General features: G+C 42.1%; 21 protein-coding genes, 4 tRNA genes and 1 pseudogene. 6 read left to right on the forward strand and 20 right to left on the reverse strand.

The window, feature by feature from the left end; translation table 11 throughout:
• Window positions 1-47: 47 nt before the first annotated feature.
• From brxC to GKZ89_RS21045, 4 genes are read right to left on the reverse strand one after another with little or no spacing between them, the layout of a single operon-like run.
• Window positions 48-3,608 carry a BREX system P-loop protein BrxC gene (gene brxC / locus GKZ89_RS11910; protein WP_155112638.1) on the reverse strand — a complete coding sequence of 1,187 codons (3,561 nt, stop codon included), beginning with the start codon at window positions 3,606-3,608 and terminating at the stop codon, window positions 48-50.
• A gap of 11 nt (window positions 3,609-3,619) precedes the next feature.
• Entirely contained in the window at window positions 3,620-4,168 is a 549-nt protein-coding gene (locus GKZ89_RS11915; RefSeq protein ID WP_155112639.1) for a BREX protein BrxB domain-containing protein, read from the reverse strand.
• The gene (locus tag GKZ89_RS11920) at window positions 4,165-4,767 is read right to left on the reverse strand and encodes a DUF1819 family protein (RefSeq protein ID WP_155112640.1); all 603 of its coding nucleotides are present in this window, start codon (window positions 4,765-4,767) and stop codon (window positions 4,165-4,167) included. The genes GKZ89_RS11915 and GKZ89_RS11920 overlap by 4 nt, the downstream gene beginning before the upstream one ends.
• A gap of 23 nt (window positions 4,768-4,790) precedes the next feature.
• Window positions 4,791-5,036: a TIGR04540 family protein gene (locus GKZ89_RS21045; RefSeq protein ID WP_162356776.1), complete on the reverse strand. Its 246-nt coding sequence runs from the start codon at window positions 5,034-5,036 to the stop codon at window positions 4,791-4,793.
• A 262-nt stretch (window positions 5,037-5,298) separates the two neighbouring features.
• Here GKZ89_RS21045 and GKZ89_RS20905 point away from each other — a divergent pair, with 262 nt between their 5' ends.
• The 6 genes and pseudogenes from GKZ89_RS20905 to istB all read left to right on the forward strand — a co-directional run bounded on the left by GKZ89_RS20905 (window position 5,299) and on the right by istB (window position 10,421).
• Complete coding sequence (locus tag GKZ89_RS20905; RefSeq protein ID WP_162356778.1) at window positions 5,299-5,505, forward strand: hypothetical protein; 207 nt, start codon at window positions 5,299-5,301, stop codon at window positions 5,503-5,505.
• Window positions 5,506-5,541: 36 nt separating this feature from the next.
• Entirely contained in the window at window positions 5,542-5,928 is a 387-nt protein-coding gene (locus GKZ89_RS11930; RefSeq protein ID WP_155112641.1) for a hypothetical protein, read from the forward strand.
• 57 nt (window positions 5,929-5,985) lie between these two features.
• The gene (locus GKZ89_RS11935; protein ID WP_155112642.1) at window positions 5,986-6,855 is read left to right on the forward strand and encodes a hypothetical protein; all 870 of its coding nucleotides are present in this window, start codon (window positions 5,986-5,988) and stop codon (window positions 6,853-6,855) included.
• Between the two features lie 194 nt (window positions 6,856-7,049).
• Window positions 7,050-7,658: a RadC family protein gene (gene radC, locus GKZ89_RS11940; protein ID WP_155112643.1), complete on the forward strand. Its 609-nt coding sequence runs from the start codon at window positions 7,050-7,052 to the stop codon at window positions 7,656-7,658.
• A gap of 480 nt (window positions 7,659-8,138) precedes the next feature.
• Window positions 8,139-9,657, forward strand: a pseudogene (gene istA, locus GKZ89_RS11945) (IS21 family transposase).
• Window positions 9,657-10,421, forward strand: a complete 765-nt coding sequence (gene istB / locus GKZ89_RS11950) for an IS21-like element helper ATPase IstB (protein ID WP_155112700.1) — start codon at window positions 9,657-9,659, stop codon at window positions 10,419-10,421. Before istA ends, istB begins: the two are co-directional and overlap by 1 nt.
• Here istB and GKZ89_RS11955 read toward each other — a convergent pair.
• The 16 genes from GKZ89_RS11955 to GKZ89_RS12030 form a co-directional block, all read right to left on the reverse strand.
• On the reverse strand, window positions 10,348-11,097 hold the full coding sequence (locus tag GKZ89_RS11955; RefSeq protein WP_155112644.1) for a hypothetical protein: 750 nt from the start codon (window positions 11,095-11,097) through the stop codon (window positions 10,348-10,350). The two genes, istB and GKZ89_RS11955, sit on opposite strands and share 74 nt — an antisense overlap.
• An 83-nt stretch (window positions 11,098-11,180) precedes the next feature.
• On the reverse strand, window positions 11,181-11,945 hold the full coding sequence (locus GKZ89_RS11960) for a DUF6602 domain-containing protein (protein ID WP_155112645.1): 765 nt from the start codon (window positions 11,943-11,945) through the stop codon (window positions 11,181-11,183).
• Window positions 11,946-12,031: 86 nt separating this feature from the next.
• Window positions 12,032-12,910: a restriction endonuclease gene (locus tag GKZ89_RS11965; protein WP_241680231.1), complete on the reverse strand. Its 879-nt coding sequence runs from the start codon at window positions 12,908-12,910 to the stop codon at window positions 12,032-12,034.
• 396 nt (window positions 12,911-13,306) lie between these two features.
• Window positions 13,307-13,786, reverse strand: a complete 480-nt coding sequence (gene rlmH / locus GKZ89_RS11970; protein WP_162356780.1) for a 23S rRNA (pseudouridine(1915)-N(3))-methyltransferase RlmH — start codon at window positions 13,784-13,786, stop codon at window positions 13,307-13,309.
• An 83-nt stretch (window positions 13,787-13,869) separates the two neighbouring features.
• Window positions 13,870-14,025 carry a CxxH/CxxC protein gene (locus GKZ89_RS11975; protein WP_155112646.1) on the reverse strand — a complete coding sequence of 52 codons (156 nt, stop codon included), beginning with the start codon at window positions 14,023-14,025 and terminating at the stop codon, window positions 13,870-13,872.
• Window positions 14,026-14,315: 290 nt separating this feature from the next.
• Window positions 14,316-15,527 carry a trypsin-like peptidase domain-containing protein gene (locus GKZ89_RS11980; RefSeq protein WP_162356782.1) on the reverse strand — a complete coding sequence of 404 codons (1,212 nt, stop codon included), beginning with the start codon at window positions 15,525-15,527 and terminating at the stop codon, window positions 14,316-14,318.
• A 66-nt stretch (window positions 15,528-15,593) separates the two neighbouring features.
• Window positions 15,594-16,388 carry an MBL fold metallo-hydrolase gene (locus GKZ89_RS11985; protein ID WP_155112648.1) on the reverse strand — a complete coding sequence of 265 codons (795 nt, stop codon included), beginning with the start codon at window positions 16,386-16,388 and terminating at the stop codon, window positions 15,594-15,596.
• Window positions 16,389-16,394: 6 nt separating this feature from the next.
• A complete protein-coding gene (locus GKZ89_RS11990; RefSeq protein WP_155112649.1) occupies window positions 16,395-17,198 on the reverse strand; it encodes a two-component system regulatory protein YycI in 804 nt (267 codons plus the stop codon).
• Window positions 17,185-18,528, reverse strand: coding sequence for a YycH family regulatory protein (locus GKZ89_RS11995; RefSeq protein WP_155112650.1), 1,344 nt, complete (start codon window positions 18,526-18,528; stop codon window positions 17,185-17,187). Before GKZ89_RS11995 ends, GKZ89_RS11990 begins: the two co-directional genes overlap by 14 nt.
• Complete coding sequence (walK, locus tag GKZ89_RS12000) at window positions 18,525-20,387, reverse strand: cell wall metabolism sensor histidine kinase WalK (protein WP_155112651.1); 1,863 nt, start codon at window positions 20,385-20,387, stop codon at window positions 18,525-18,527. Before walK ends, GKZ89_RS11995 begins: the two co-directional genes overlap by 4 nt.
• Before the next feature lie 5 nt (window positions 20,388-20,392).
• Window positions 20,393-21,106, reverse strand: coding sequence for a response regulator YycF (gene yycF, locus GKZ89_RS12005; protein ID WP_155112652.1), 714 nt, complete (start codon window positions 21,104-21,106; stop codon window positions 20,393-20,395).
• Window positions 21,107-21,280: 174 nt separating this feature from the next.
• Window positions 21,281-22,702, reverse strand: a complete 1,422-nt coding sequence (locus GKZ89_RS12010) for a M23 family metallopeptidase (RefSeq protein WP_155112653.1) — start codon at window positions 22,700-22,702, stop codon at window positions 21,281-21,283.
• Window positions 22,703-23,254: 552 nt separating this feature from the next.
• Window positions 23,255-23,327, reverse strand: a tRNA-Phe gene (locus GKZ89_RS12015).
• 317 nt (window positions 23,328-23,644) lie between these two features.
• Window positions 23,645-23,721, reverse strand: a tRNA-Asp gene (locus GKZ89_RS12020).
• A gap of 20 nt (window positions 23,722-23,741) precedes the next feature.
• Window positions 23,742-23,816 (reverse strand) — tRNA-Glu (locus GKZ89_RS12025).
• Between the two features lie 12 nt (window positions 23,817-23,828).
• A tRNA-Lys gene (locus tag GKZ89_RS12030) sits at window positions 23,829-23,901 on the reverse strand.
• Window positions 23,902-24,138 lie beyond the last annotated feature (237 nt).

Below are 24,138 nucleotides of genomic sequence, written 5' to 3' on the forward strand. Positions count from 1 at the left end.
TCACCTCTATATGTAGAGGAGCAGATAACCATCCGCCCCACGATTTATTATTTCAAGAAGTAGTGTGTTTGTAATTCTTTTAATAGACTTTTCTTCAATGCTTCAATAGCACGCTCTAAGTCTTCTTCGGACTCAATTTTATCTAACTGACTAAAGAAAGAGGTATACAATTCTTGCTCTGTAATTTTCTTCGGTTGTCTCTTAACTGTATCTGGGTCATCTATTAAATCATTGAACATCTGGCGTGCTTTTGCTTTTGTTGCTTCAACAAGCTCACTAAGCTGTTGTTGATTGATTCGAGTGCTAGATATACGTTCACTCTTCTTAATTTTTTCATAAAGTAGAGTGGCTTGATTTTTTCGTGATTGAATATATTCTAAAATGCTTTCAGATTGACGATATTGATCTATTAAGTTTTCAAGTTGCTGCAATGTTTTTTCTGCTTGAACCATTACCGCCTGTTTTTGTTTATTAGTTTCTTCCTGAATTAGATTCTTCAGAACATCTGTCAACTTAGGTAATTGACTTATTTCCTTTGTAGGTTCTTCCTGTAGTAAAATGTGTTTCATTCGTTGAGCTGTTTCTTCTAATTCTTCATTATGGATGATTTCTAAGTCTTGCTTATGGTCTTTTAGAGCTTGAACCGCTTCGTCAAATTTAACGATAGGATTTCCTTCATAGAATCCTTGGAGTGTCTCTAAAATGTCATACCAATTTTCTATATCATCTTCATATTGAATAAACATACGACAGAATTGTTCGGGATCACGGATAGCTAGTAATTTTTGAGTACCATTTACAATTGTTCGTATATCACTTTCACCTGGGTATGGATACTCACTTGTTGGTTCTTGTTGACGTCTTCTCCCTCGAATCTTTTCAATCGGTTGAACAAATTCTTCGTCAATCTTCTCGCGTATAACTTCTTCATAAGCATCATACGTGTCATATGTTTGTGTATTCGAAAAGAAATCACGAACTAATGCAATAAGCTCTTGTTTAACGTGATAATCCATTTCAACGATTGGTAAAACAACAATACGATCACGTTCTGAAACCCTTTCTAGTCGATCATAGAATTGATTGGAGTTTGGGTTAAAGGCTTCACCCGCATAAGTAAAACGAACTTTTCCCGCATTCATTAATCCCATTAGAATACCAATTGTATCTTGTTCTTCCCATCCATATGGAACAGCCTTATATTTTTGTATGACTTGTTTTAATGTTCGCTGGTCATGGGAACGTTCAAGTTCCTCTACAAAGTGCTTGACTTCATCAATTGCATTTTTGTTTAAGTCACTAAATAAGCTTTGTTGCCCTAAATTTTCTGCAACTTGCATCCACTCATTTTTACTATTTTTAAATGAAATAGGATCCTCAATATAGTGAAATTTTGTATATGTGTTGCGAATCAGCATATCCATAGCTTGGCTAACTTTACTTTCAAAAGCACCATTAAAATCACGACGTTGACCTTGGATATAAAATTCTGCTTTCTCACACGCTTTATTTAATAATTCTTCTGCCTTATCTGCATATTCATCAACTTCAGCAATTTTTGCATCAAATATTCTCTTCTGCTGCTGGCTAGTCGTGCTTGACTGTTTACGACGTACATAGCTATCCACTTGTTGAATATAGGCTAAAGCACTTTCTGCTTCAGCGACAAGGTCTTTGTCTAAAAGAATAATTAAATGACCAGAGTTAGCTTGTAACGCTGCTTCTGAATCTGTCATGCCTTCAGAGAACACTTGCATCGTTAATTCATGATTCATCTGACCTTTCATGTAGTTATCAAATCGTTTATTGTAATCAAAGTGTTTAGTTTGTTCTTTATACTTATATTCATACTTGGTAAAGCGATACATCACATTAAAAAAAAGGTTACCTAACCGTTCTTTAACAGAAGCAGTATTATATTCTTCTACACGTATTTCACGATTAATTTCTTGTTCTTCATCTGATAAGAATGAGTATGACCCATCTGCATGTTGTTCAATGAACATTGCCATTTGAAGTCGGTTCAAGGATTCTTTTATGCGATACTCTAAAGGCTGACGTTCATCATAAACTGTCTCAACCATAAGGGTTGCGATATTACTAGGTGTGGATTTTATATCATCAATCCCTTTGATTAGATAAAGCACTTGCAAAACCTTTACGTCATATTCTTCTAAACCTTCATTATTTCTCGCTCGATCCTGAGCTCTTGTTATTGTACTGGTGATTGCCGATTCTAAATAATCACGTATCGAAGGATAAAATTCCGCCATGGTTACCATATTATCGATAGGTTCCCCAGCATTTAATTGTGCTGCTTCCTGAAATGCTTTAAGTAATGAACGTTCACCACGTGAAGTGTGCTGTCCACCTTCTCCTAAATTACGGATTTTCGTGAAAATCTTTTGTAATAACTCTATTTGATAAGGAACAAAAGGATAAAAGGATACAAATTCATCTATTGAACGATACCCTGAACGTAATTGTGTATTTTGCTTATCAAACGCTAAACGGTTATGAATTAATTTTCCTTCTTGATCATGAATCGTTATTAATGTATCTGCACCAACGTCTTCTTTTTCTAACAAACGTTTTTTGATAACTTCATCTGTATTCGCACTGGATAAATTGATTTTTGTTTCAAATCGTCCTTGGATTTTTGAAAAGTCTTTCGTACTATCAAGATCTGAAACAGTTGCTTCTAGTTTTTCTTGTGATGTTACAATTACCCATGCTTGACCTTGACATAAGTCACCGAGTTTTTCCGTTATCGTTTGCAAGTTAAGCATTAAACTGGTATTACTACCGATATACTGTCCTACTTCATCTGCAAGAAATACAATTCGATAATCCCGGCCTTGTTTTTTACAATAATCTGCTACTAATTCAGCTACTCGCTGTGCGTCAATAGAGAACCATTCTCTACTCATATCAAAGAACGTCTCTGCAGTATCTTGATCATAGCCGACTGATTCAAGTGCTTGTATAACTTTTCTCTTACGTAATAATATTTTTAATCGAAATTCTTCCCATGGCTTTCCGTGTTGGGCGTAAATGGCTTGCTTAAAAGATTCATAATTTCCGTCATCATCTAATTGACGTTCCATTTCAGCAACCCACAATGTATCTGAATAACCTAAATGATTATTAAACACTCGTAAGAAAACTTCAATTATACGTTCTTTCTGTGCATCTTTAGATGAGGATGTTGATCTTGAATCAATATTAAATAATAAGGCATCTGTTCTTTTTGCAGATACTTCTTCCATCATTTTAAGCAACTCTGGATTCTTTGTTTTATCTTTGAAGTAATCTGCAGGTGTTCTACCTGAAATCGTTTGGTTATGTAACAAATAAGATAAGATTTTTAAAAAGTGAGACTTACCGGATCCAAAGAAACCTGATATCCAAACCCCGACTTTAGTTGATGGCTGTTTATAAATGGCAAGATAATTACGATAAAAACGTTCTAAATAATGTTCGCTTTCTTCTGTTAATACATACTCATCCAATTCATTTTCAATTGTTTTTTCATCCATTTGCTCAGCTTGAACAACATTATTAATTGGACGGAATATATCTTTTAAAAATAAATCTTTAATTTTCATGTCCCTACCCCCTAGGAAATACGTGATAATTGATAGTCATCTTCATAGTCAAGAATGCCAAATAGTTTTAATCGCAATCCTGTAAATTCACCCGGATAGAATAATACGACTGGTTTTTTATAACCTTTACTAGAGACGGCTTTTAGTAATTGACTCGACCGCAAAAATGGATGCGCTGAACCAACCCCAGTAATAAAAATAAGCTCCGCATTTTCTGTTATGTCTTTAAATTGTTGGATCATTGTATTGCTTTCATTTAATATCGGTTCGAATACATCAATCAAGCCTTGTAATCCTTCCTCTTCTTCCATTTCAAATAGTTCATCCAACTCATCTTCATCAAACAATGAAAGGAGAAATTCAAATAAATTTACTTCTTTGATTTCCATTTTTGTTCTTTTCAACATGTTCTTTATGTACACACGAACTTGTAATTCATCTTCAGGAGGATAGTCTAAGACAAAATGAGGAATGTCACTTCCAATGCCTCTTGGGTTTGTAAAGCTATCTTGTTGAATCCGCTTTTCCATTTGTTCTAATCGTTCATACGTCGATTTCATTCTTCATTCACCTTTTCTAGAATTGTAAAAGAATATAATAGAGGAGCATTCCTCTCTGCATATGTTTTTAATGACTGACTCATATATATCGGTTTAACTTGATACTTTGTTGGTTCAACCTTATCAATCATCTTTGAATCCCTGAAAAACAATACCAATGAACTGACAAGCCGCTTGATGGTTTCGGGTCTCCAACTACTGACTTTTTCACTTACATTAGCTTTCCCTTCAAAGAAATAGTGAAAGTCATTACTGTATAAAGGCTCCTGCTGTTCATACTTAAATACAATAACTTCTATGTAAAACTCTAATGGTATTCGATATACTTTTAAAAATGAGTATAATGTCAATGCCTTCCGATCATAGTCGCTTGCGTTTAAAAAGTGTTTCTTCATTTCATCGTCAAGGACAGCTGCTCGATTGTAGACCATATTAAAGCGATTTTTAATACTTACTGGGCTCCTTAACTGAAATGAATTTTGCTCCATTACTTCATCTAATATTTCTTTCTTCACTTTTCCTTCTGACATGAGCTTTAAAACAACTTCAATCTCATTTTCAGACCACTTTTCCTTCGTAAAACCTGCGGAATATTCCATATATATTCCTTCACCTTACCTTCTTAAATGACGTTAGTTTGATTAAGTACTTGATCAATGACTTCAAGTCTTCTCTTTCCACATTGTTGACGAATAATGGTTGTATACTTACCATTTTTAAAAAATTTGCGCGTATTAGTTATATACAACTTTTGAATCAATTCAATCATTTTCGTTTCGTCTATCTCGTCATTCCAATATTTATCTATAACAAAATTAATCGATCCTGCTAAATCTCTCTGTGTTTTCTGAAATAGTTTAACTTCCACGGAAGCCACCTCAATACTCTTACTTTTTTTATACTTTATCTTTATTTTATCTCTAGTACTTTCGTAACTCAATAGGGATGGAAAAATATACAAATTTTTTTGGCACCTCCACGTTTTATAAATGTAAGGGGGGTACCCTCCCGTTTCATGCCCCACCCCTTTTATAAGACCGTTGTTTATCCATTTGGATAGATAGCGTTTTTTTGTTTTACAGAGACGACTTGCATGATGAGAGGAGCGCATATCAAAGGAGGTTAATGAGATGAACCAGTCATTAGTAGAAATTCTAGTCAAGGCAAAAGAACTAAACAAATGGGTTCCAGCCAGGTTACTAGTAAAGTACGACATCAAAAATGTAAATCTATTAGAACTTGAGGAATCTTACCTCATTCTTACCAAGAGAAGTAAATCGGATGGCTTACTACTAAAGTTAACTCTAAAAGGCTATCACTACTTTAATCAACAGTAATTGGAAACGAAACCATCAAAACTTTATAGGAGGAAAATGATTATTGAGAAAAATATGACACGTGTAAAGCAATACCATCGTGAATCATCTAATGAGCGATGTATATCACTTATTGAGGTAAAGGAAATACACCAGAATCTATTAAACCAACATGCAAACATTTCGGATGAAATAGCAGATGTAGTAGAACAAAACGATTATGTAAAACTTGCTCATCTACTTGTTACGAGATCCAAAGTTGAAACAGCAATAAATGAGATTGAGTCAGCTTATGAGTCAGAGTTTAAAGAGCAAGTGGAAACGAAACATCATATTAGTAATGTACTGAAGGACGCTGCTTCAAAGATGGAAGCTAAAGGCGAAGACATGTTGATAAAGGTAGCTAGCAATCTAGAAAAGTTAAATGACTCAACACGACTATGATGTCAATTGCAACAGCCCTTTCTAATAAAACTATTAGCAAAGGAAACCAACTTGGTCATGATGCGAGTAAATTACTTATTTGAAAAACATCTGAAGGCTTATCAAGACTGGCAGATATCATTCAAAAAAGATACTAATCTATTGAAAGGAGGTGAAAACATTCATATGAAGCCAAAGAATCATTCATCCATTAATAATGTAGTTCCATTTTCTAGTAGTGAATACTCTAGCACATCTTCGTTACCAAATGTGGTTGTATCATCATCAGAGTCCAAACGTCGAATTGAGGAGCTAGAAATATTCGTTGAAGAGGTAATGGTTAAAGGCATCGACTATGGTTTAATAGATGGCTTCTCAAGACCAACACTGTTAAAGCCTGGTGCTGAAAAGCTTTGTGATGTTTTTGGATTTTCAAAGTCCGTTGACGTGGTCAACCGCATCGAACAATGGGATACTGGTATATTTGCTTATGAAGTGAAGATGACACTTACAAGAAAGGATAATGGAGTAATTGAGGCTGAAGGAATTGGATCATGCGATAGTAAAGAAGCTACCTTCAATAATCAACAGAATCCATTTACCATCGTCAACACCGTTTTGAAGATGGCAAAGAAACGAGCATTGATTGATGCTGTTTTATCAGCAACACGTGCAAGTGGATTATTTACACAAGACATAGAGGATTTTCCGAAACAACTACCGATTAAAGGGGCTGATGCAGTAGCAACCAAGCACCAGCTACAGACCATTTTCCGCATCGTTGCTGAACTCAATATGCGTCCCGAAGTTGCAAAAGAGATGATGCAGATGATGTACCAAGTCGAACACAGTACAAAGCTAACGAAAAAGCAGGCATCTAATTTCATTCAAGACTTACTTCAGTTAAAGGATGTCTCTAAGGAGATGAAAGAATTGGCAATATACTAAATGAAGCTCATGGGTTGCATCTGCAGTCAATGGGCTTTTTTTGCACAAAAATAGATGAGATCATCTGCCAATGAACTCATCTACAACTGAAATTCTTAACAACAGTATATCGCATCAGATTCATTCACTCAATCGGAGGGACGATCATCGTCTCTCCTTTTTTAATTCTATCAAACAAATTGGAGGAATATATCATGAACAATATATTTGATAAAGTGACTTTTAAACTATTACTGGCTTCAACTATTCGTGAGAAGGAAGATGGCTATGTCGTAAATGAAATCTTCACCCGTTATCCTTCTGTCCAAGAACTACTTGATGTTACAGAGGAAGAATTACTACAAATCAATGGGATTGGTAAAGTAAAAGCGAAACAAATCTTATCTGCGTTAAAGCTGGCTCGTATGAATCCATGTCCTGTTGAAAGCCGCTTTACCATTCGCTCACCTGAAGATGCTTATAATTACCTTAACGAAATGAAGTACCTTAGCCAAGAGCATTTTGTGGTTCTAGGATTAAATACAAAAAATGAGATCATCTTCAAAGAGACTGTCTTTATTGGATCATTGAATGCATCCATCGTACATCCGCGCGAAACGTTCAAACACTTAATCCGTCGTAGCTGCGCAAGTGCTATCGTTGCACATAACCATCCATCCGGCCAGCCTGATCCTAGTCGTGAAGATATTGAAGTGACTAAAAGGTTAAGTGAGGCAGGGAAGATTCTTGGAATTGATGTCTTAGATCATATCATCGTAGGTGCCCTGTCATATGTATTTTTAAAGGAAAAAGGATATTTATAAGATACATTAGATAGAGACAGTGATTGTTGCTGTCTCTTATCTTGTTACCTAATGGGCTCACTTTAAAGATAATTGCGTTTTTCTCTGTTATCTCCATCATTAAATCTTTCCTAAACGTTGATAAAACAGGTTTCCTTGTAATAACCTTGTTAATAAAAATAAATCTAGTTGCCCAAAATACTGTTTTACTATGTATTAATCCCTTACACATCGAAATTGTAACATTGAAATAAAAAAACCCGCAAAATAATTGCAGGCCAGCCAATAGAGTTATACTTTTTTTCTAATTTTATCTAGTATTTTTCTACCAAACTCATCTTCATCCATAACAATAATTAACGTTTTCATAAATTCTTGTAAACGCTAGAATAAAGTTAACAGTTTTTGCTTAGTTAGACTTTTGCTTTATTACCCTAATAATCTAGTAAAATAGTTGGAGACGTTATTTTACTGGAGGATAGGATTTTGGAGGATAAGTTAGTGTTGTATGTAAAGATTCAGGAATTGATTAGACGGAAATTTAAAGTAGCACAACTCGCTAAGGAGCTTAAGATCTCAAGACCAACGGTTTATAAATATCTAGAGATGACATTGGAGGAAGCGAGGGCCTACTCGGTTTAGCCACATGGGAGAAAGAAAAAATTAGACCAATATAAAGAATGGATCCTTGCCTAGTTAGAAGAGTACCCTCATTTGAGTGGTGCACAAAATCATGATTGGCTGCTTGAGAGATATCCTGAGCTGGCAGTCGGAGGAAGTACGGTACGCTCTTATGTAAAAGAAATAAGGGAGATCTATCAGATTGAAAAGAAAGTGACCGTTCGCCAGTATGAAGCCGTTCCTGAACAGCCAATGGGCAAACAGCTTCAGGTTGATTGGGGAGAAACAGAGCAGAGGACGAGCGACAACAAGGAAATCAAGCTGCACTTCATTGCGTTTGTGATGGCGCATTCCAGACAAAAATACATGGAATGGCAGACGCGTCCTTTCACCACAAAAGATGCGATCCGGTGCCATGAGCATGCCTTTCAATTTTATGGAGGACGTACAGAAGAGATGGTCTATGATCAGGATCACTTGATCGCAGTCAGCGAGAATGCAGGACAACTGCTTTTAACCGCTGAATTTCAACGGTATGTGAGTGAACGCAAGTTTAAGGTCCATCTATGCAGACGAGCTGATCCGGAATCCAAGGGCATGATTGAAAACGTGGTGAAGTACATAAAAGGCAATTTTGCGGACAGCCGAGTGTTCAGCGACATAGAGGACTGGAATCAGCGCGCTCTACCATCAGGTTCATCAAACAACGAAAAAAAGACCAGCCGAAGTGTTTCTCCTCGAAAAGCAACACTTACAGCCAGTCTCTTCGCTGCTTTCCTATGAAAGCACCCATACCCAAAGTATAACAAGAAGTGTTAGTAAGGACAACACGATACGTTATAAGTCAAATCGGTATTTGGTCCCGCTTGGGACCTATCAAACCCATTCTGAAAACCTTGTTTTCATTGAAGTTAAAGCAGGAGAATCCCAAACACTTATCATTCAAGAACAAGTCGAAGGGGAGATCTTGGCCGAGCATGAAATCAGCTTAGAGAAAGGAAAGCTGATTCAGAATCGCAGCCATACACGTGATCGCTCGAAAGGAATCGATGAATTAAAACAACGGTTGATCTCCTCTTTTACCGATCAGAGGCAAGCAGCCGTCTATCTTGATGAAATCAGTAAGCGATACCCTAGGTATCGGCGGGATCACTTCTCCATCATTCAAGAGGTGATCCAAAAGTATTCAGCCAGTATCGATGCGGTTATGACCAGGTGCTCGACAGAAAGATTGTATAGTGCCAATTTCCGGGATATGGCCCATCATTATCATACATCCAGTCATGTCCCGGTGCAGGAAATCAAAGCTCTTCAGGCCCACTCGGCCAGACATTCCGAAATCAAGGCCTCTGCCCGTTCTCTAAATACCTACACCTCTATTTTAGAAGGGCGGGCATGATGAATAAAACAGTGAATGAACTGCAGAATCAATTCCGTCAGTTACGTTTAGCAGAAACAGCGGAGGAGCCGCCACGGCTTCTCCGCGAAGCTGAAAAGGCATCGTGGACCTATCTGGAATTTTTAGAGGCCATCACCCGGTATGAATTGGTCAAACGAGAAGCCAAAAGTCTAGAGAAAAGAATGAAATGGGCTCGCTTTCCCTTTGTGAAATCGTTAGAGGAATTCGAATTGGAAGGACAAAATGTGTTGACTGCCCGTCAGTTGAACCAGCTTAGGGAATTGAACTGGCTGGAGCAGCAGTACAACCTAATCCTTTTGGGGCCTCCAGGCATAGGGAAAACATTTATCGCCGTTGGGTTAGGGCTTGAAGCAGTCCAAAGAGGATTTCACGTTTACTTTGTCACGATGGGAGAACTTATCCAGCTCTTAAAAACAGAGGAGTATTTGAACAAGTCAAAGGCGCAGCTTAAGAGACTCAGAAGTGCAGACCTGGTCATCGTTGATGACTTGATGTACATGGCGATGGACCAGAGAGAGGCAAACTTATTCTTTCATTTGATCAACCATCTATACGAACGAAGTTCAATCGTTCTAACATCCAATAAAAGTCCAGATGAATGGGGGAATTTAATTGGGGATCAAGGCATAACAACGGCCATTTTGGATCGATTACTTCATCGTGTAGAAGTCATTTATGGGAAAGAAGATGAAGAAAGTCATCGAATGAAAAATCGGAAAAGCATCTTTTTAGCAAAAGTGTAAAAAGGAAATGAGCAAAAAGTGTAAAATTCAACTTGACGTCTACACTCCCTTTCTTTGCACCTAAACTAATTAATTTATCTATAGGGTGTTGAAAATTACTTCTACCAAATTTCTCACGTCCTCCATGGAGAATTGTATTCAGTATTGGTCTGCCTTCTAAATAGTTAACTATTGCTTGAAGTGCGGAACATCCAGACCGTATAGGCGAATACCAACCATTATCTAGCCACATTTGAGTAATATACAAAAATGTTCCAGTATAGTTATGAATTATTTCTCCATGTTGAATATCACTTGTATTAGGATCGGAAATCCAAAGAGCAAAATATTTAAGGTCAGGAGTATCTTTTAAAGATTCCGGTGGAAATATTATTTGTGTTGCTTTCATTGTTTCAAGAACAAATGCTTTTCCATTATTATTAAATGAATCATACATATCCCTAGGTCTACTATATTGTAAAGCATCCTTACTTTTAAGATATTTTAACAGTAGCTCAATTTTTTCATGGTTATTCATATTTCGAACTACGTTTTCTTCGCTAATATCTGCTTTTATACCTGCTAAGCTATAAGAGACTGTTTTTCTTTTTTTATAATCTCTCGGATATAAATTTCTTGGGATTTGATCTACAAAACTATTTAAGACAGTTTCATTTATAAAGATATCATTTCTCATAGTCCAAACTTTTCCTCCAAGTCCATAAATATTTTAAATTTTCGATAACTAAAACTGTATTTTATTATTATTTTTCTAGTAATTTAATAATCGTAACATCTAGGAACATTCCATTTTATAAAGTTTTCTTTACCCTCTGGAATAGGATAAAGATGGTTATACATTGCTTCTGGAATTCCAAATAATTCAATTCTATTATTAATAATATCTAATAAATTAGAGAAAAAATAACTCGTTGCCAAATCCTTAATAGCATAACAACTAAACTTCTCCTCTTCACTCCATTTTTTTATAAAGGCCCCATCATTAGAAACAATATGATTTAAGCCATTATTTTTTAATAATGCATCTAATAAAGAATCTTTAAATTGACCATTTCTTGGATTTTCTAATAATTTTGATGAGTGATTTTGATTATTGTTTGCTTCTCCAAAAATAAATAACCCATTAAATATTAAATTCTCCCTTATAATCTCTCCTACTTTACTTGCTTTAAAAATCGCTTCTGCGATTTTATTCCTATCAGGATTTGATTTCACTTCAATTATTCCCAATACACTTTTTGGTTGAACAATTATAAAGTCATTTTCTTTAAAATATAATGGCAATGATGAATTATAAATAATTATATCAATTTGGGTAGATATATTATCGCCGTCCTTAACGAAACCTGTTCCTACCTCAATATTATTAGGGAGAAATCTTTTTAAAAAATTCATTAGAATTACTTCCTTATATCTACCATCCTCACCCCAATGGGTAGAACCTATTAAATATCTAATCCTATTTTTAGTGGCGTTAAATTCATGAGCAATCGATTTTTGATACTCTAAAGAGTTAGGACCCATTATGTATCTCTCCACTTCATATTATTCTACTTATTACTTGTAAACGGTTCTCAGTAATGGTTTAAATGCTATTTTAGGCATATCATCTAATCTTCACTGTTTAACATCCATACTTTTTTCAATGGAATTTCTGCTTTTATGTCATCACTAAGTGCATCGTAGTTTTCTAGAAGTTGTTCTATTATTTTTGCAGAATCCCATAATCGCACTCGGAAGAACTGCTTTGGAATTTCTTTCATTACAGAGTTTTCGAAGCCACTCCAAGAAATAAGTAGCCCATAATCTGCATTAAAATTACTCATAGTCCCAATTAGTTGATCCATTGTTGGACGGTCTACAGGTGAATCTGTAGTTTTCACTTGAACACAAATTTTCGGGGGGCTAAATCCTAATGTATTCGCTGCTGCTAAAATATCCACCCCTTGATTTGACCCTTCAGGGCTTCTATATGTTGTAAATCCTTTTGCTTTCAGAATTTCTTCTATTAGCATTTCCATCTTATGCCCTTTAAATTTCCTGATAATATGCTCTGAAATTCTATCTTCGATATACTCTTCAAAATCAGGTATTCCCTCATCTTCAGTATCTTCAATTCTTTCAGGGATTGGTTTATGGGCTACTTGCCAATTATTCTTGTACATCTCTTTAATGCGTTCCTCAGCATTATTTTTATGTATTTTACAAACTGTCATAAAAGCACCCATTGAATACAAAATATCCTGTTCAAATCTGTCTCTTGGAACATCTAATGAAAACCACTCTACATCTCGATAATGAAAATATGGATTTTCTAAGTTTGGATTGTATTGGTAGTTACCTGTAATTTTACCAAAATGAATCGTTCGATTAAGCATACTAGGTAATACAACCCAATCACCGATAAGCATTCGATGAGCAATGGGATATATTTGTGATGCCCAATTTATTGCCGTCTTTTCTTTTTCTAAATCATACTTTTTAACCAAAAACGAATATAATTCTTCTTTTTTTTGAAATTTATTTAGATCAACAAAAACTTATTTTCATACTCACCATCGGAACCTGCTCGAAATAACCAAATGCTCAAACGTATAACCTCCAAATTTTGTAATTCCATATCAACAGTATACCAAAATTGCTTGGTGAGCTTTTCACTTAGTATGTAAAAAATTTGAATTGCAATCTAGCACAAAATACGTTCGATATTTAAATTATTTTTTACTTCCTTTTTATTTTTAAACAAATAGAATTCTTAAAAACAAAAAAAGACAAGTTCATTTAATTGAACCTGCCTTATTATGTAGAATAAGATTGTTTCTATTTATTTTTATATTCGTTGATTTTATTTATATTAAATGTCATCTCATATTTACTGTTTACCATCACTTGTGATAAGGTTCCCCCCGCACAATCCGAAAAGCCCGATAAACCTGCTCCACCAAAATCAGCCTCATTAATTGATGCGGAAACGTCATTTTGCTAAATGACAGCGTATCATTTGCACGTTTCATCACTCCATCACTCAATCCGAGCGATCCCCCAATCACAAACGCAACCTTACTTTTCCCGTAAGTCGCGAGTCTGTCCAGATCCGATGCCAGCTGCTCAGAAGACTTCATCTTTCCTTCAATAGCTAGGGCGATGACATGGGTATCGTCTGAAATCTTCCCCAGGATTCGTTCGCCTTCTTTGTCCTTCACGATTTTCATATCCAGATCACTCAAATTTTCCGGCGCTTTTTCGTCGGGCAGCTCGATGATGTCCATTTTGGCGTAGGCGCTGAGGCGCTTTAGGTATTCGTCGATTCCTTGCTTGAGGTATTTTTCTTTTAGTTTTCCGACTGTGATGATTGTGATATTCACAGGTTATCCCCACCTTGATGATGTGTTATGAACATGAGTTATCCACAAATGTGTATTTCCTATCCACAGATGGTGGCGAATGTTTATTCCCCTACTATATATACGGCGGGGTTTTCGCACAATTCACAGGCTGTGGATAACCTGTTTGTTTCTTCAATTTTTATTATTTCCGGAGCCAGTTCGTGCTCATCAACATACATATCTATTGCTGTTTCGACATGATCTGCGCATGCTTTCATGGTGATTCCTCCTTATCCACAAGTGGATGATGGTTTTATTGTACACGAATTTCGCTATTTATCCACAACCTGAAAGGTGAAAAGCCGGCAAATGAAAACCCCGAAGTGCTTATGCATTCCGGGGTGACTGTGCTCACTCTTGGTCGGGCTTATTGGAGCGGAAGGGCGACACTCCTGCGGGAACAGCGGGACAGGTGAGACCCCACAGATGCACAGCATCGAGGAGGCTCACCGCCCGCCCCGCGGAAAGGGAGTCCTGCAGCGGAAATAAGCCACCCACTAAACCAAGTTTAACTTCCCTGCGTCTGCGATTCCCCAAGCCTTACCTTCACCGACTTCTTATCTCCGCCGCGGTAGTACGTGATTGTCACCGAATCGCCCGGCTTCAATTCATACAGTACTTTTCGAAGCTGGATGATGTCCTTGATTTCTTTGCCGTCCATTTGCGTGATGACGTCCATTTGCTTCATGCCCGCTTTTCCTGCAGGGGAGAGGGGATCGGCTTCAAAGACGACGACGCCTTTCGTGACGCTGTCCGGCAGCTTGAGTGTTTCTTTATGGTGATAGCTCGATACTTCATCAAGGGAGCGCATGCTCAGGCCGAGGAACGGGCGGCGGACTTCGCCGTACGTTTCGAGGTCCTTGATGACGGGTTGGGCGACGTTGACCGGGATGGCGAGGCCGATTCCTTCAACAGAGGACTCGGCGATTTTCATCGAGTTGATGCCGATGACCTTGCCGTCCATGTTGATCAATGCCCCGCCGCTGTTGCCCGGGTTGATGGCTGCGTCCGTTTGGAGCACTTCAGAGTTCCAGTCCGGCTGGCCGTCACCGTTCTCGTCGATCGGAATCGCCCGCTCGGTTCCGGAGATGATGCCCTGAGTGACAGAGCCTGCGAACTGGAGGCCGAGCGGGTTGCCGATCGCGATCGCCGGCTCACCTGGTTTTACTTTATCAGAGTCGCCGAACGGGGCGACGTTTTTGATTTTGCTGCTGTCGACTTCCAGAACGGCGAGGTCGGTCAGCTTGTCACTGCCGAGAATTTTAGCAGGGACGCGCGCGCCGTCGGAGAGGCTGATTTCCACCTGTGAGGCGCCTTCGATAACGTGATGGTTGGTGACGACAAAGGCGGTGCCGACGTCTTTTTTATAGATGACGCCGGAGCCTGTCCCCGCCTCACTGCCTTCGTCTTCCTCCCAGAACCCGGACTGCTGGATGTTGATGACGCCGACGACAGAGCTTGAGACCTTGCTGACGATGTTCGTGATGTCCGAGCTCACATCCACATTGACCTGCTTTTCGGGTCCGGCTGGCTCGTTGTTTCCGTTTTCCTCTGTGCCCGGCTGCAGGCCGCCGCTGATGAAATCATTGACGGTCGGTCCGGCAAGGAGAACGAGCAGCCCGCCGAGAACCGCACCCGTGATACCGGCGAGAAACCAGCCGCCGCGGTTGCCCTTCTGCCGGCGAGGCGGCTCCTGATAATCCTGATCATAATACCCCACTGTGTCCAGCTCCTTTTTTGCTTGCTTCTATTTAGTATTATACTCAAAGCATGGCAAAAAAATAAATTATACCGCGGTCAATGGTGTCGGGTTGATTGGGTCGGTATCAAACAGGCTGACGGTATCACCGATAACGAAGCCCTTGCTCTCGAGTGTCTGCTGAACCGACATCCTGGCGAGGTCCTTCATATTGTTGTCCCGGCTCAGGTGGGCAAGGTAGATCCGCGATGTCTGGTCACCGATGACGTCTGACATCGCGAGGGCAGCATCTTCATTGGAGACGTGGCCGACGTCTGACAAGATGCGGCGCTTGATGCTCCAAGGATAATGGCCCATCCGCAGCATGCTCACATCGTGGTTGCTTTCAAACACGAAGGCGTTCGCATCGCGGATCATGCCCTTCATCCGGTCGCTCACATAGCCCGTATCGGTTATGAGGGCAAGTTTGCGGCCGTTATGGTGAAACACGTAAAACATCGGTTCTGCGGCATCATGGGAAACACCGAAGGACTGGATATCCAGCCCTCCGAAGGTTTTGACGGTGTCGGTTTCAAAATGGAACTTCTGATCGGCCGGAATTTCACCGGTCAGCGTGTCCATCGCGTTCCATGTTTTTGCATTGGCGTAGATCGGCACCTTATGCTTCCGGGCTGCCACGCCGAGGCCTTTAATATGGTCGCTGTGTTCGTGGGTGACAAAAATGCCGCTCAAATCGTCCATGCTCTTGCCGATTTTGGCCATCAGCAGGCCGAGCTGTTTATTGCTCAGGCCCGCATCCACCAAGAAGGACTGTCCATCGGCTTCGACATAAATGGCATTCCCTGTACTTCCGCTCGCAAGTACGCTGAACTGCAAGCTCATTTGCATTCACTCCAATTTTTTCTGCTGATTCGGTCTGACGACCTGTGTATCATAGGCGTTCACGAAATAAAAGTCCTTGTTGTTGATTTCGACATACCAGTGCGGCTGCAGCGACTGAGACGCGATATCCTGTCCCTGGGACGTATAATAGCCGAGTGTCATTTCCGTTACTTCACTCTTCGGCTTCAAGTCGTTCTCGTTGTATAGACGGGCGAGCGCTTCAAGCGCCGTCGCCGTATCCTGAGGCTGTTCCTCTTCATCAGCCGTATCCATGTACGTCTGTTCATAGGAAATGATCTCGCGGTTCTCGTTCAGATGGAGGACGATGGATCCCAGCTGCTTATCGCCGCTCTTCTGGTATACGATCCGGTCGTTCACCCGCTGGAAATACGTGATCGTGCTATTTTCTCTGTTGTAGGACCACAGCACATATTCACTGCCGCTGATGAGCTGGGCCGAGACGAAGGTATCGGCCTTCGCCAGGTCATCCTTGTCCACCTTCACCGGCTCCACAAGTTTCATTGCAAGCCGGTATGGATCCTGTTCTTTAAACGCGGGCTCCTGCTCCTTGAGGGAGGACCGCTCTTCATCTGTAAACAGATGCCGTTCCGCTTTAAGAGGCGGCAGGTCAGGTGTGTCATCGAGAGGCGGATACGTGATCGCTTCTTCCTTGAACTGATCCGTCACAGAAGCGTCCTGGATGTTCTTGTATTTGTTCGTGATCACAAGCTGGGAGTACTGCCAGACAAGGAACAGATCCAGAACGAGGAACGCGAAAATGAAGATTGTCTTCGTCTTACTCCAATCCATTCCTGTTGCCTCCTCCAATTGTGACCGGATCGTTAATCAAATGGTACGTGCCGGATTTCGTCTCGGCATACCAGGCCGGCTCTGCGATCATATTCAGGTCCTCCGACGATTTGGAAAGCTCATAGGCAGGGAAGACCCGGATAATGTTGTTTACACTGAGCTGGCCGGTGCTGCCTGAGATCATTTGTTTCAATTCATACCCATCCTCGAGCAGGATATTGACAGGGTTCGAGTCATTTCTCAGCTGAAAGGTCGGGTGTTCATAGCGGTTGACCTCCGTCCCGGCCCACTGCAGGCTGATGCCCGCCATGATCTGGGGAATGTCCTCGCTCGCAAAGACAGGGAGGTTGTTTTTCATGATTTTCAAGGTCACATTCATGTTCTCATCATGGCTGAAAAACACATAGTCATCCGTCCATCCTCCATGAGCGTTCAGATAATCCTTGCTCTGGGAGAGGACCGTGGCCAGACTGCTCGCTTTCGCATTTGGATTAGAACCCCTTGCCGAGGTGAATTCCATCTGCGTCTGCTCTGTCCGGATCCTCATGATGTTGGATAAGTCCGTATACAGCTGTGAATCCTCCGTAACGGAGCTCGTGACGTAGGACGGATTGCTGAAGAGGGCATTTTTAAATTTTTCCCCGCTGAAATTCTGGAACGAATACGAGGTCTTCGGGTAGCTGACCTTGTTCATCGGCAGGAGGAGCGTCGTGTCTTTTCTGACCTCCCACGCGAAATACTGCGGATAGGCATCCAGTTCAGTGAAAAACTCTCCCCTAAGCTGGATCGCAACATCCGTCTTCAGTTTTACTTCCGTTACCTTCTTATCTCCGGTCGAAACGAAATAGACACGCGGTGTCCGGACCCGGTCCAAAGGGATGATGATCCGGTCATACGTCTGATCGCGTGAAGGCGGCGTTTCCCAGTCGAGAATCGATTGGAACGTCTCCGCCGGGAGGGACTGGCTGAACACCAAATCAACCTTCGACTGCCCGTCCTTCCCATATACGAAGTCCTTCAGCTTTTCATTGCCGAATTTCTCTGTTACATCCTTTGACTGTTCAAGCTTCCAGTCCGCCATGCCTGTCCAGATCTCGCTTGCTTCTGAATCGGCATTATAGTGCTTGCCTTTTTCATGGTAGAACAGCTGCTGGGGCTTGATCACATCCCCCATAACCCTTTCGCCCGCCGACAGCGGCTGCTGCTCGAGGTACTCGAGGTTTTTGATCGGGTCAAAGGAGGGCTGGAACGTCCAGATGTTAAACGTAAAATAAATACTGACTGCTACCAGAACTGTAAGTATGAGCGTCTTAACCGTTTCCCGCTTCATTCCCAATCATCCTCTTGATCCGGATTGTACGGGAGTGTGAAGAAGATCGTGGTCCCCCGCCGTTCCTTGCTTTCTGCCCAGATCTCACCGGAGTGGGCCTCAATCATCTCCTTGGCGATGGCCAGGCCGAGGCCTGTACCGCCAAGCTTCCGGGTTCTCGCTTTATCCACGCGGTAGAACCGGTCGAAAATCTTTTTCACGCTGTCCTTCGGAATGCCGACCCCTTCATCCTGGATGCTGATCAGGATCTCTTCACGGAAGACCTTCACTTTAAACGTAAGCTTTCCGCCTTCAGGCGAATATTTCAAGGCATTCGATATGATGTTATCAAGCACCTGGGTGATTTTATCCGTGTCGATGTCGACATAGAGATCTTCTGCCGGAATGTCTCGCTTAAACGTGACGTTCTGTGACTTTGTCATTTCGAAGCGGTCGATGATTTTGTTGAAAAAGACCGTGAAATTGATCCAGTCCGGCTTGATCCGGTAATCCCTGCTGTCCATTTTGGAAAGGTTCAGTAGGTCGTTGACAAGACGGATCATCCGCTCTGTCTCTGTCTGGGTGACATTCAGGAACTGAGGGGCGATTTCTTTATCCTCCCAGGCTCCTTCCGCCAATGCATCCAGGTAGCTGCGCATCGTCGTAAGCGGTGTGCGGAGCTCATGGGATACGTTCGCCACGAATTCGCGGCGCTCTTCATCGATCTTCTCCTGCTCGGTCACGTCATAAATAATCGCGATGAGACCTTCAATGAATCCGCCATGCTCTTTGACGATTACAGAGAAATTGACGCGGAGGATCAGGGGTTTTTCATCCGAGCTGAAATCAAGAAGCAGCGGCTCCTGCGATTCGATCAGATCATCGAACTGTACTTCTTCCTCAATATCTAATAGAGTTGTAATTTTCATCGAAAGGGCCGTTTCACGTGAAACGTTTAATAGACTTGCAGCCGGATCGTTCACGAGAATGATTTCTCCCTTGCGATTCGTTGCAATGACCCCGTCTGTCATATTGGCGATCACAGACGCAAGCTTCTTCCGCTCTCCATCTGTCTGGGCATGGGCTTCTTCAAGCTCCTCCGTCAAATGGTTAAAGTTCAAAGCGAGCTGGCCGATCTCGTCATTTCCGTAAATCCGGACCTTCCGGCCAAAGTTTCCTTTCGCAAGCTCCAATGCCTGCTTCCGCATATCGGACAGCGGCCGCGTGATGGTCCTGGCAAGGAGGATTCCGACTCCGGCGGTAAAAATAAGCGCGATTCCCGTTCCGGCAGCCAGAATTCCGTTGATGTTGCGCATCTGGGCAAAAACGCTCTCCATCGATGCTTCTACATATACGATGCCGGCAAGGCTGCCGTTGTTTTTATCCCTGATTGGGGCAGTGGAAACGCGGACCCGGTTCTGGGTGTTGGGATCAAACAAAACCTCTGGTTTGGCTGAAAAATCCGAATTTTGCGAGCCGTAGTTGATTGCCGCATTCTTCAGTCTGACATCGGTCGTCTTTTTATTGATGATGTTATCGCTCGCTGAATTCGAGGTGGCAATGACCTTCATATCATCGTTCGGGTCAATGACCTGCACCTCCTGGATATCCCCTTTGGCATAGGAGGATACCACTCTCGACAAGTCCTGCGTTTTTGTATCTCCGTCTTCTGCAGGGCGCTTTTTAGCGAGCTCTTCACTGAGGCTGAAGGTCAGCAGGCTGATCTGCCTGTTGATGGAGCTGTTAAAGTTGTCCACGAGGGACTTCTCCAGCTCCCTGACAAAGTAGACCCCGATTATTTGCATCGCCAATACAATCAGCAGCACAAAAATCAGGGCAAATTTAAAATGGATGGATCGGAAGAACCCAATTTTATTCATTTCACTTACTCCTGTTCAGGATTACGCAAATAATACCCCACGCCTCTTCTCGTCACGATCCAGTTCGGATGGCTCGGATTGTCTTCAATCTTCTCACGGAGACGGCGTACCGTTACATCAACGGTACGGACATCACCGAAATAATCATAGCCCCATACTGTCTGAAGCAAGTGCTCACGCGTCATCACCTGGCCGATATGCTTCGCCAGATAATGGAGCAGTTCAAATTCACGGTGTGTCAGTTCAATCGTTTCCCCGCGCTTTGTCACCACATAGGCATCCGGGTGGATAACGAGGGAGCCGATGGTGATCTCGTTCGTATCGCCGGCCGCTTCCTCCGCGGTGCCGATTGTCTGCTGGCGTCTGAGGTTCGCCTTCACACGAGCCAATAGCTCACGGGTGCTGAAGGGCTTCGTCACGTAATCATCCGCACCAAGCTCAAGCCCGAGCACCTTATCAATCTCCGAATCCTTCGCCGTCAGCATGATGATGGGCATATCATACTTTTTGCGCACTTCGCGGCACACTTCCATGCCATCACGGCTCGGAAGCATGATATCGAGCAGAATCAAATCCGGCTGAAACTCCTCCACCTGCTGAATCGCATCGTTGCCGTCATAGGCACAAACGACTTCATAGCCTTCTTTTTTTAAATTAAATTCCAATATATCCGCAATCGGTTTTTCATCGTCCACGACTAATATTCTTCGATTATCCATCTGTTCGATCGCCCCTTTTGGCCAAGGATTCCAAATCTATGTGAAGTCATTTTTTCGATAGCTCTAAACAGACTAATTATACCGATAGTATGTCCTTTTTTCCACCTTAACAGCGAATTCCCCGGGAAAAGTCAAAAAACCGGCCCTACCTTCATCCGGTAGGGCCGGTTCTTTTTATGGACTTACAAAATCAAGCGGGTTTTTCAGATTGCCGTTTTCATACACTTCAAAGTGAAGATGCATGCCTGTTGAACGCCCTGTATTTCCCATGACTCCGATTTTGGAGCCTTTCTGGACGGTAGCGCCCTCTGAAACGGAAATGGAATCAAGGTGGGCATACACGGTTTTCATTCCATTCTGATGATCGATCTCTATCTTATTGCCATAGGCTCCGCTGTTTTCGGCATAGACCACTTTCCCGTTGTCCGCAGCCTTGATCGTCCGGTCCTGGACACCGGCAATGTCGATCCCTTTATGTTCGCGGCCCCAGCGTTCCCCCATCTTGCTTGTGATCTCTCCGCCGACTGCCGGCCATGCAAGCGACCCGTCGCCTTTGGAGGTTTCTTTCGTCCCGATCTGAACGACTTGCTTAACCGGGTCTTTTTTCTTTTCGTCCTTATTGGTTTCCTCGCTGACCACTTGGCCATTCAAGCGGTAGACCTTGCGTTCACGGAGCGCTTCTCCATTTTCCCCTTTTTGGGAAACCTGTTCTTCCCCTTTTGGAAGCTCTGCGTTCTCCTTGCGCTCTTCATCAAAAGGAATGGACTCAAGCTTAGAGGACTCCTCCGTCACCTTCACTTCGGTAAACGGAGCAGACCGCACGACCTTGATTTGATCATCCGGCTTGATCGCATCCTTTGAATCTTTCATTTCGTTAAGCTTCAGCAGTTCGTCAAGCGGCATGCCGAAGTAATCTGCGATAGCTTCCAGACTGTCCCCGTCCTTCACTTGATAGAGAGACTCATTTTCCGTACCTTTTTTCAGCGCATCCGTTCCCTCTGATGCTGTCCGGACCGCACCCGGATCTACTTTTTCCTCCTTGAACTCAGGAGCTGCAGCATACTCGATATTTGTAATCCGGGTCACACCTTCTTTGATCGGCTCGAACGGCTTTCCGGATTTTTGATGCTCTTCGAAGGCTTTCAGCTGATCTTCAGGAATAAAGGTATGAAGGTAATCCTTCCACGCCTTCTCGGCTTCTTCCTTTGAACGGAACGATGCAGCCGTTTTCCCATCAATCACGAGGGAATGCGCTTTAGCTGCGACTTCCATTTCTGATTCCAGCTTCTCCTTCGCCTTCTGATTATCGGCGAACGGGCGGAACATCATCTCCGGAACAACCTCAAGATCCTGAACAGTCAGCTCAATTCCCTCTTTTTTAAAACGGTCTTCCTCACGGTCCACGACCGCCGATTCCGCTTCTTCGATAATCTTCTTGTTATCTACCGTTCCAAGCTTCTTTCCATCTATGTATAAATGGTAAACCGCTGAAACCTGATCTACCGCAGACGCCGTCTGTGATCCGAACATGAAAGATGACACCATCACGCCGCATGCAAGCGTATACTTAATTCTCGATTTATGACCCTTATCCAAAGCGGAACCCCCCAAACTTTATATAAGCCCCTAAAAAGGCACCCGTTTAAGATAGCACAGACTTCCTACCGTCCGTCCAATTCCCTTCCAATTGTTAAGGGATTGTGGCCGTTTTGTCATATATCGCACGTTGGATGTAATAATACGGGAATGATTTGGCAGGATTGGGAATGGGGGTTGGCCGGAAGTGTGTATGGACCGGAAAACGGCGTGATCAGCGTTGAAATCAGGTGAACATAGAGGACCTGAGGCAGTATAAGGGGAGTTGAAGCAGGAAATGGGACCTGATTAGGGTCCGGGGGACCGTTTATTATCGAAAATGACTCGGATATTATCGAAATCCTGGATATATTATCGAAAACAGGACAGATATTATCGAAATCCTGAATTTATTATCGAAACACCTAACTGGAGGAGACCCCGGACCGACTCGGGACCAGCTTATTTGCGAAAATTTTATTTTTATTTGCGAAAACTCACAGCTTATTTGCGAACGATAATGATTCTAATGAAAAAGAAAAAAACACATTCCACCAGGAACGTGTTTTTGGATGGCTTGGGACGGAATCGAACCGCCGACACATGGATTTTCAGTCCATTGCTCTACCGACTGAGCTACCAAGCCATTATAAAATTTTTGTCAGAGCTTTTTCTAATACTTGCACCATCGCACAAATCTCAGAAAGATTATTCAAGCAGCAGCTCCATTTGTGCGCTGAAGTCTCGCTTCGCAGCTTATTCGGGCGTGCTCTACCGACTGAGCTACCAAGCCATATCATTTCGGCTTCCACTAAGCTTCGAATCTCTTCGTCAGCTCCTTCATTCACATCCTCGCGTATGAATTATACGCTCCGGTGCTCATTCGGTCGCTTCCTCGACCTTCTCGCTTATTGAAACCCTCTTACTGTTATTGATTTTATCATATGTAAGAAAAAGAATAAATGGCGGTCCGGACGGGACTCGAACCCGCGACCTCCTGCGTGACAGGCAGGCATTCTAACCAACTGAACTACCGGACCAAAAATATAAGAGATATGAATGGTGACCCGTACGGGATTCGAACCCGTGTTACCGCCGTGAAAGGGCGGTGTCTTAACCGCTTGACCAACGGGCCATTTATTAGAGATGAGCCATGAAGGACTCGAACCTTCGACCCTCTGATTAAAAGTCAGATGCTCTACCGACTGAGCTAATGGCTCCTAGTATTCCTACACCCAGAGCATGTAAGACGCCCAAATCTCAGGGAGATTAATCAAGCAGCAGCTCGATTTGTGCGCTGATGTTTCGCTTCGATGATTATTCGATCGTGCTCTACCGACTGAGCTAATGGCTCCTAGTTTTCCTACACCCAGAGCATGTAAGACGCCCGAATCTCAGGGAGATTATTCAAGCAGCAGCTCGATTTGTGCGCTGATGTTTCGCTTCGATGATTATTC

The organism is Metabacillus mangrovi (assembly GCF_009711125.1).
Taxonomy (GTDB): Bacteria; Bacillota; Bacilli; order Bacillales; family Bacillaceae; genus Metabacillus_B; species Metabacillus_B mangrovi.

Bases quoted from the DNA above. Each gene is read 5' to 3' on its own strand.
- GKZ89_RS11930 (WP_155112641.1), top strand. From the start codon at position 5,542: ATGATTATTGAGAAAAATATGACACGTGTAAAGCAATACCATCGTGAA.
- GKZ89_RS11960 (WP_155112645.1), bottom strand. From the start codon at position 11,945: ATGGGTCCTAACTCTTTAGAGTATCAAAAATCGATTGCTCATGAATTT.
- istB (WP_155112700.1), top strand. From the start codon at position 9,657: ATGAATAAAACAGTGAATGAACTGCAGAATCAATTCCGTCAGTTACGT.
- GKZ89_RS11975 (WP_155112646.1), bottom strand. From the start codon at position 14,025: ATGAAAGCATGCGCAGATCATGTCGAAACAGCAATAGATATGTATGTT.
- GKZ89_RS11985 (WP_155112648.1), bottom strand. From the start codon at position 16,388: ATGAGCTTGCAGTTCAGCGTACTTGCGAGCGGAAGTACAGGGAATGCC.
- brxC (WP_155112638.1), bottom strand. From the start codon at position 3,608: ATGAAAATTAAAGATTTATTTTTAAAAGATATATTCCGTCCAATTAAT.
- GKZ89_RS11915 (WP_155112639.1), bottom strand. From the start codon at position 4,168: ATGAAATCGACGTATGAACGATTAGAACAAATGGAAAAGCGGATTCAA.
- GKZ89_RS11935 (WP_155112642.1), top strand. From the start codon at position 5,986: ATGATGCGAGTAAATTACTTATTTGAAAAACATCTGAAGGCTTATCAA.
- GKZ89_RS20905 (WP_162356778.1), top strand. From the start codon at position 5,299: ATGAACCAGTCATTAGTAGAAATTCTAGTCAAGGCAAAAGAACTAAAC.
- radC (WP_155112643.1), top strand. From the start codon at position 7,050: ATGAACAATATATTTGATAAAGTGACTTTTAAACTATTACTGGCTTCA.
- GKZ89_RS11955 (WP_155112644.1), bottom strand. From the start codon at position 11,097: ATGAGAAATGATATCTTTATAAATGAAACTGTCTTAAATAGTTTTGTA.
- GKZ89_RS11995 (WP_155112650.1), bottom strand. From the start codon at position 18,528: ATGAAGCGGGAAACGGTTAAGACGCTCATACTTACAGTTCTGGTAGCA.
- walK (WP_155112651.1), bottom strand. From the start codon at position 20,387: ATGAATAAAATTGGGTTCTTCCGATCCATCCATTTTAAATTTGCCCTG.
- GKZ89_RS11990 (WP_155112649.1), bottom strand. From the start codon at position 17,198: ATGGATTGGAGTAAGACGAAGACAATCTTCATTTTCGCGTTCCTCGTT.
- GKZ89_RS11920 (WP_155112640.1), bottom strand. From the start codon at position 4,767: ATGGAATATTCCGCAGGTTTTACGAAGGAAAAGTGGTCTGAAAATGAG.
- yycF (WP_155112652.1), bottom strand. From the start codon at position 21,106: ATGGATAATCGAAGAATATTAGTCGTGGACGATGAAAAACCGATTGCG.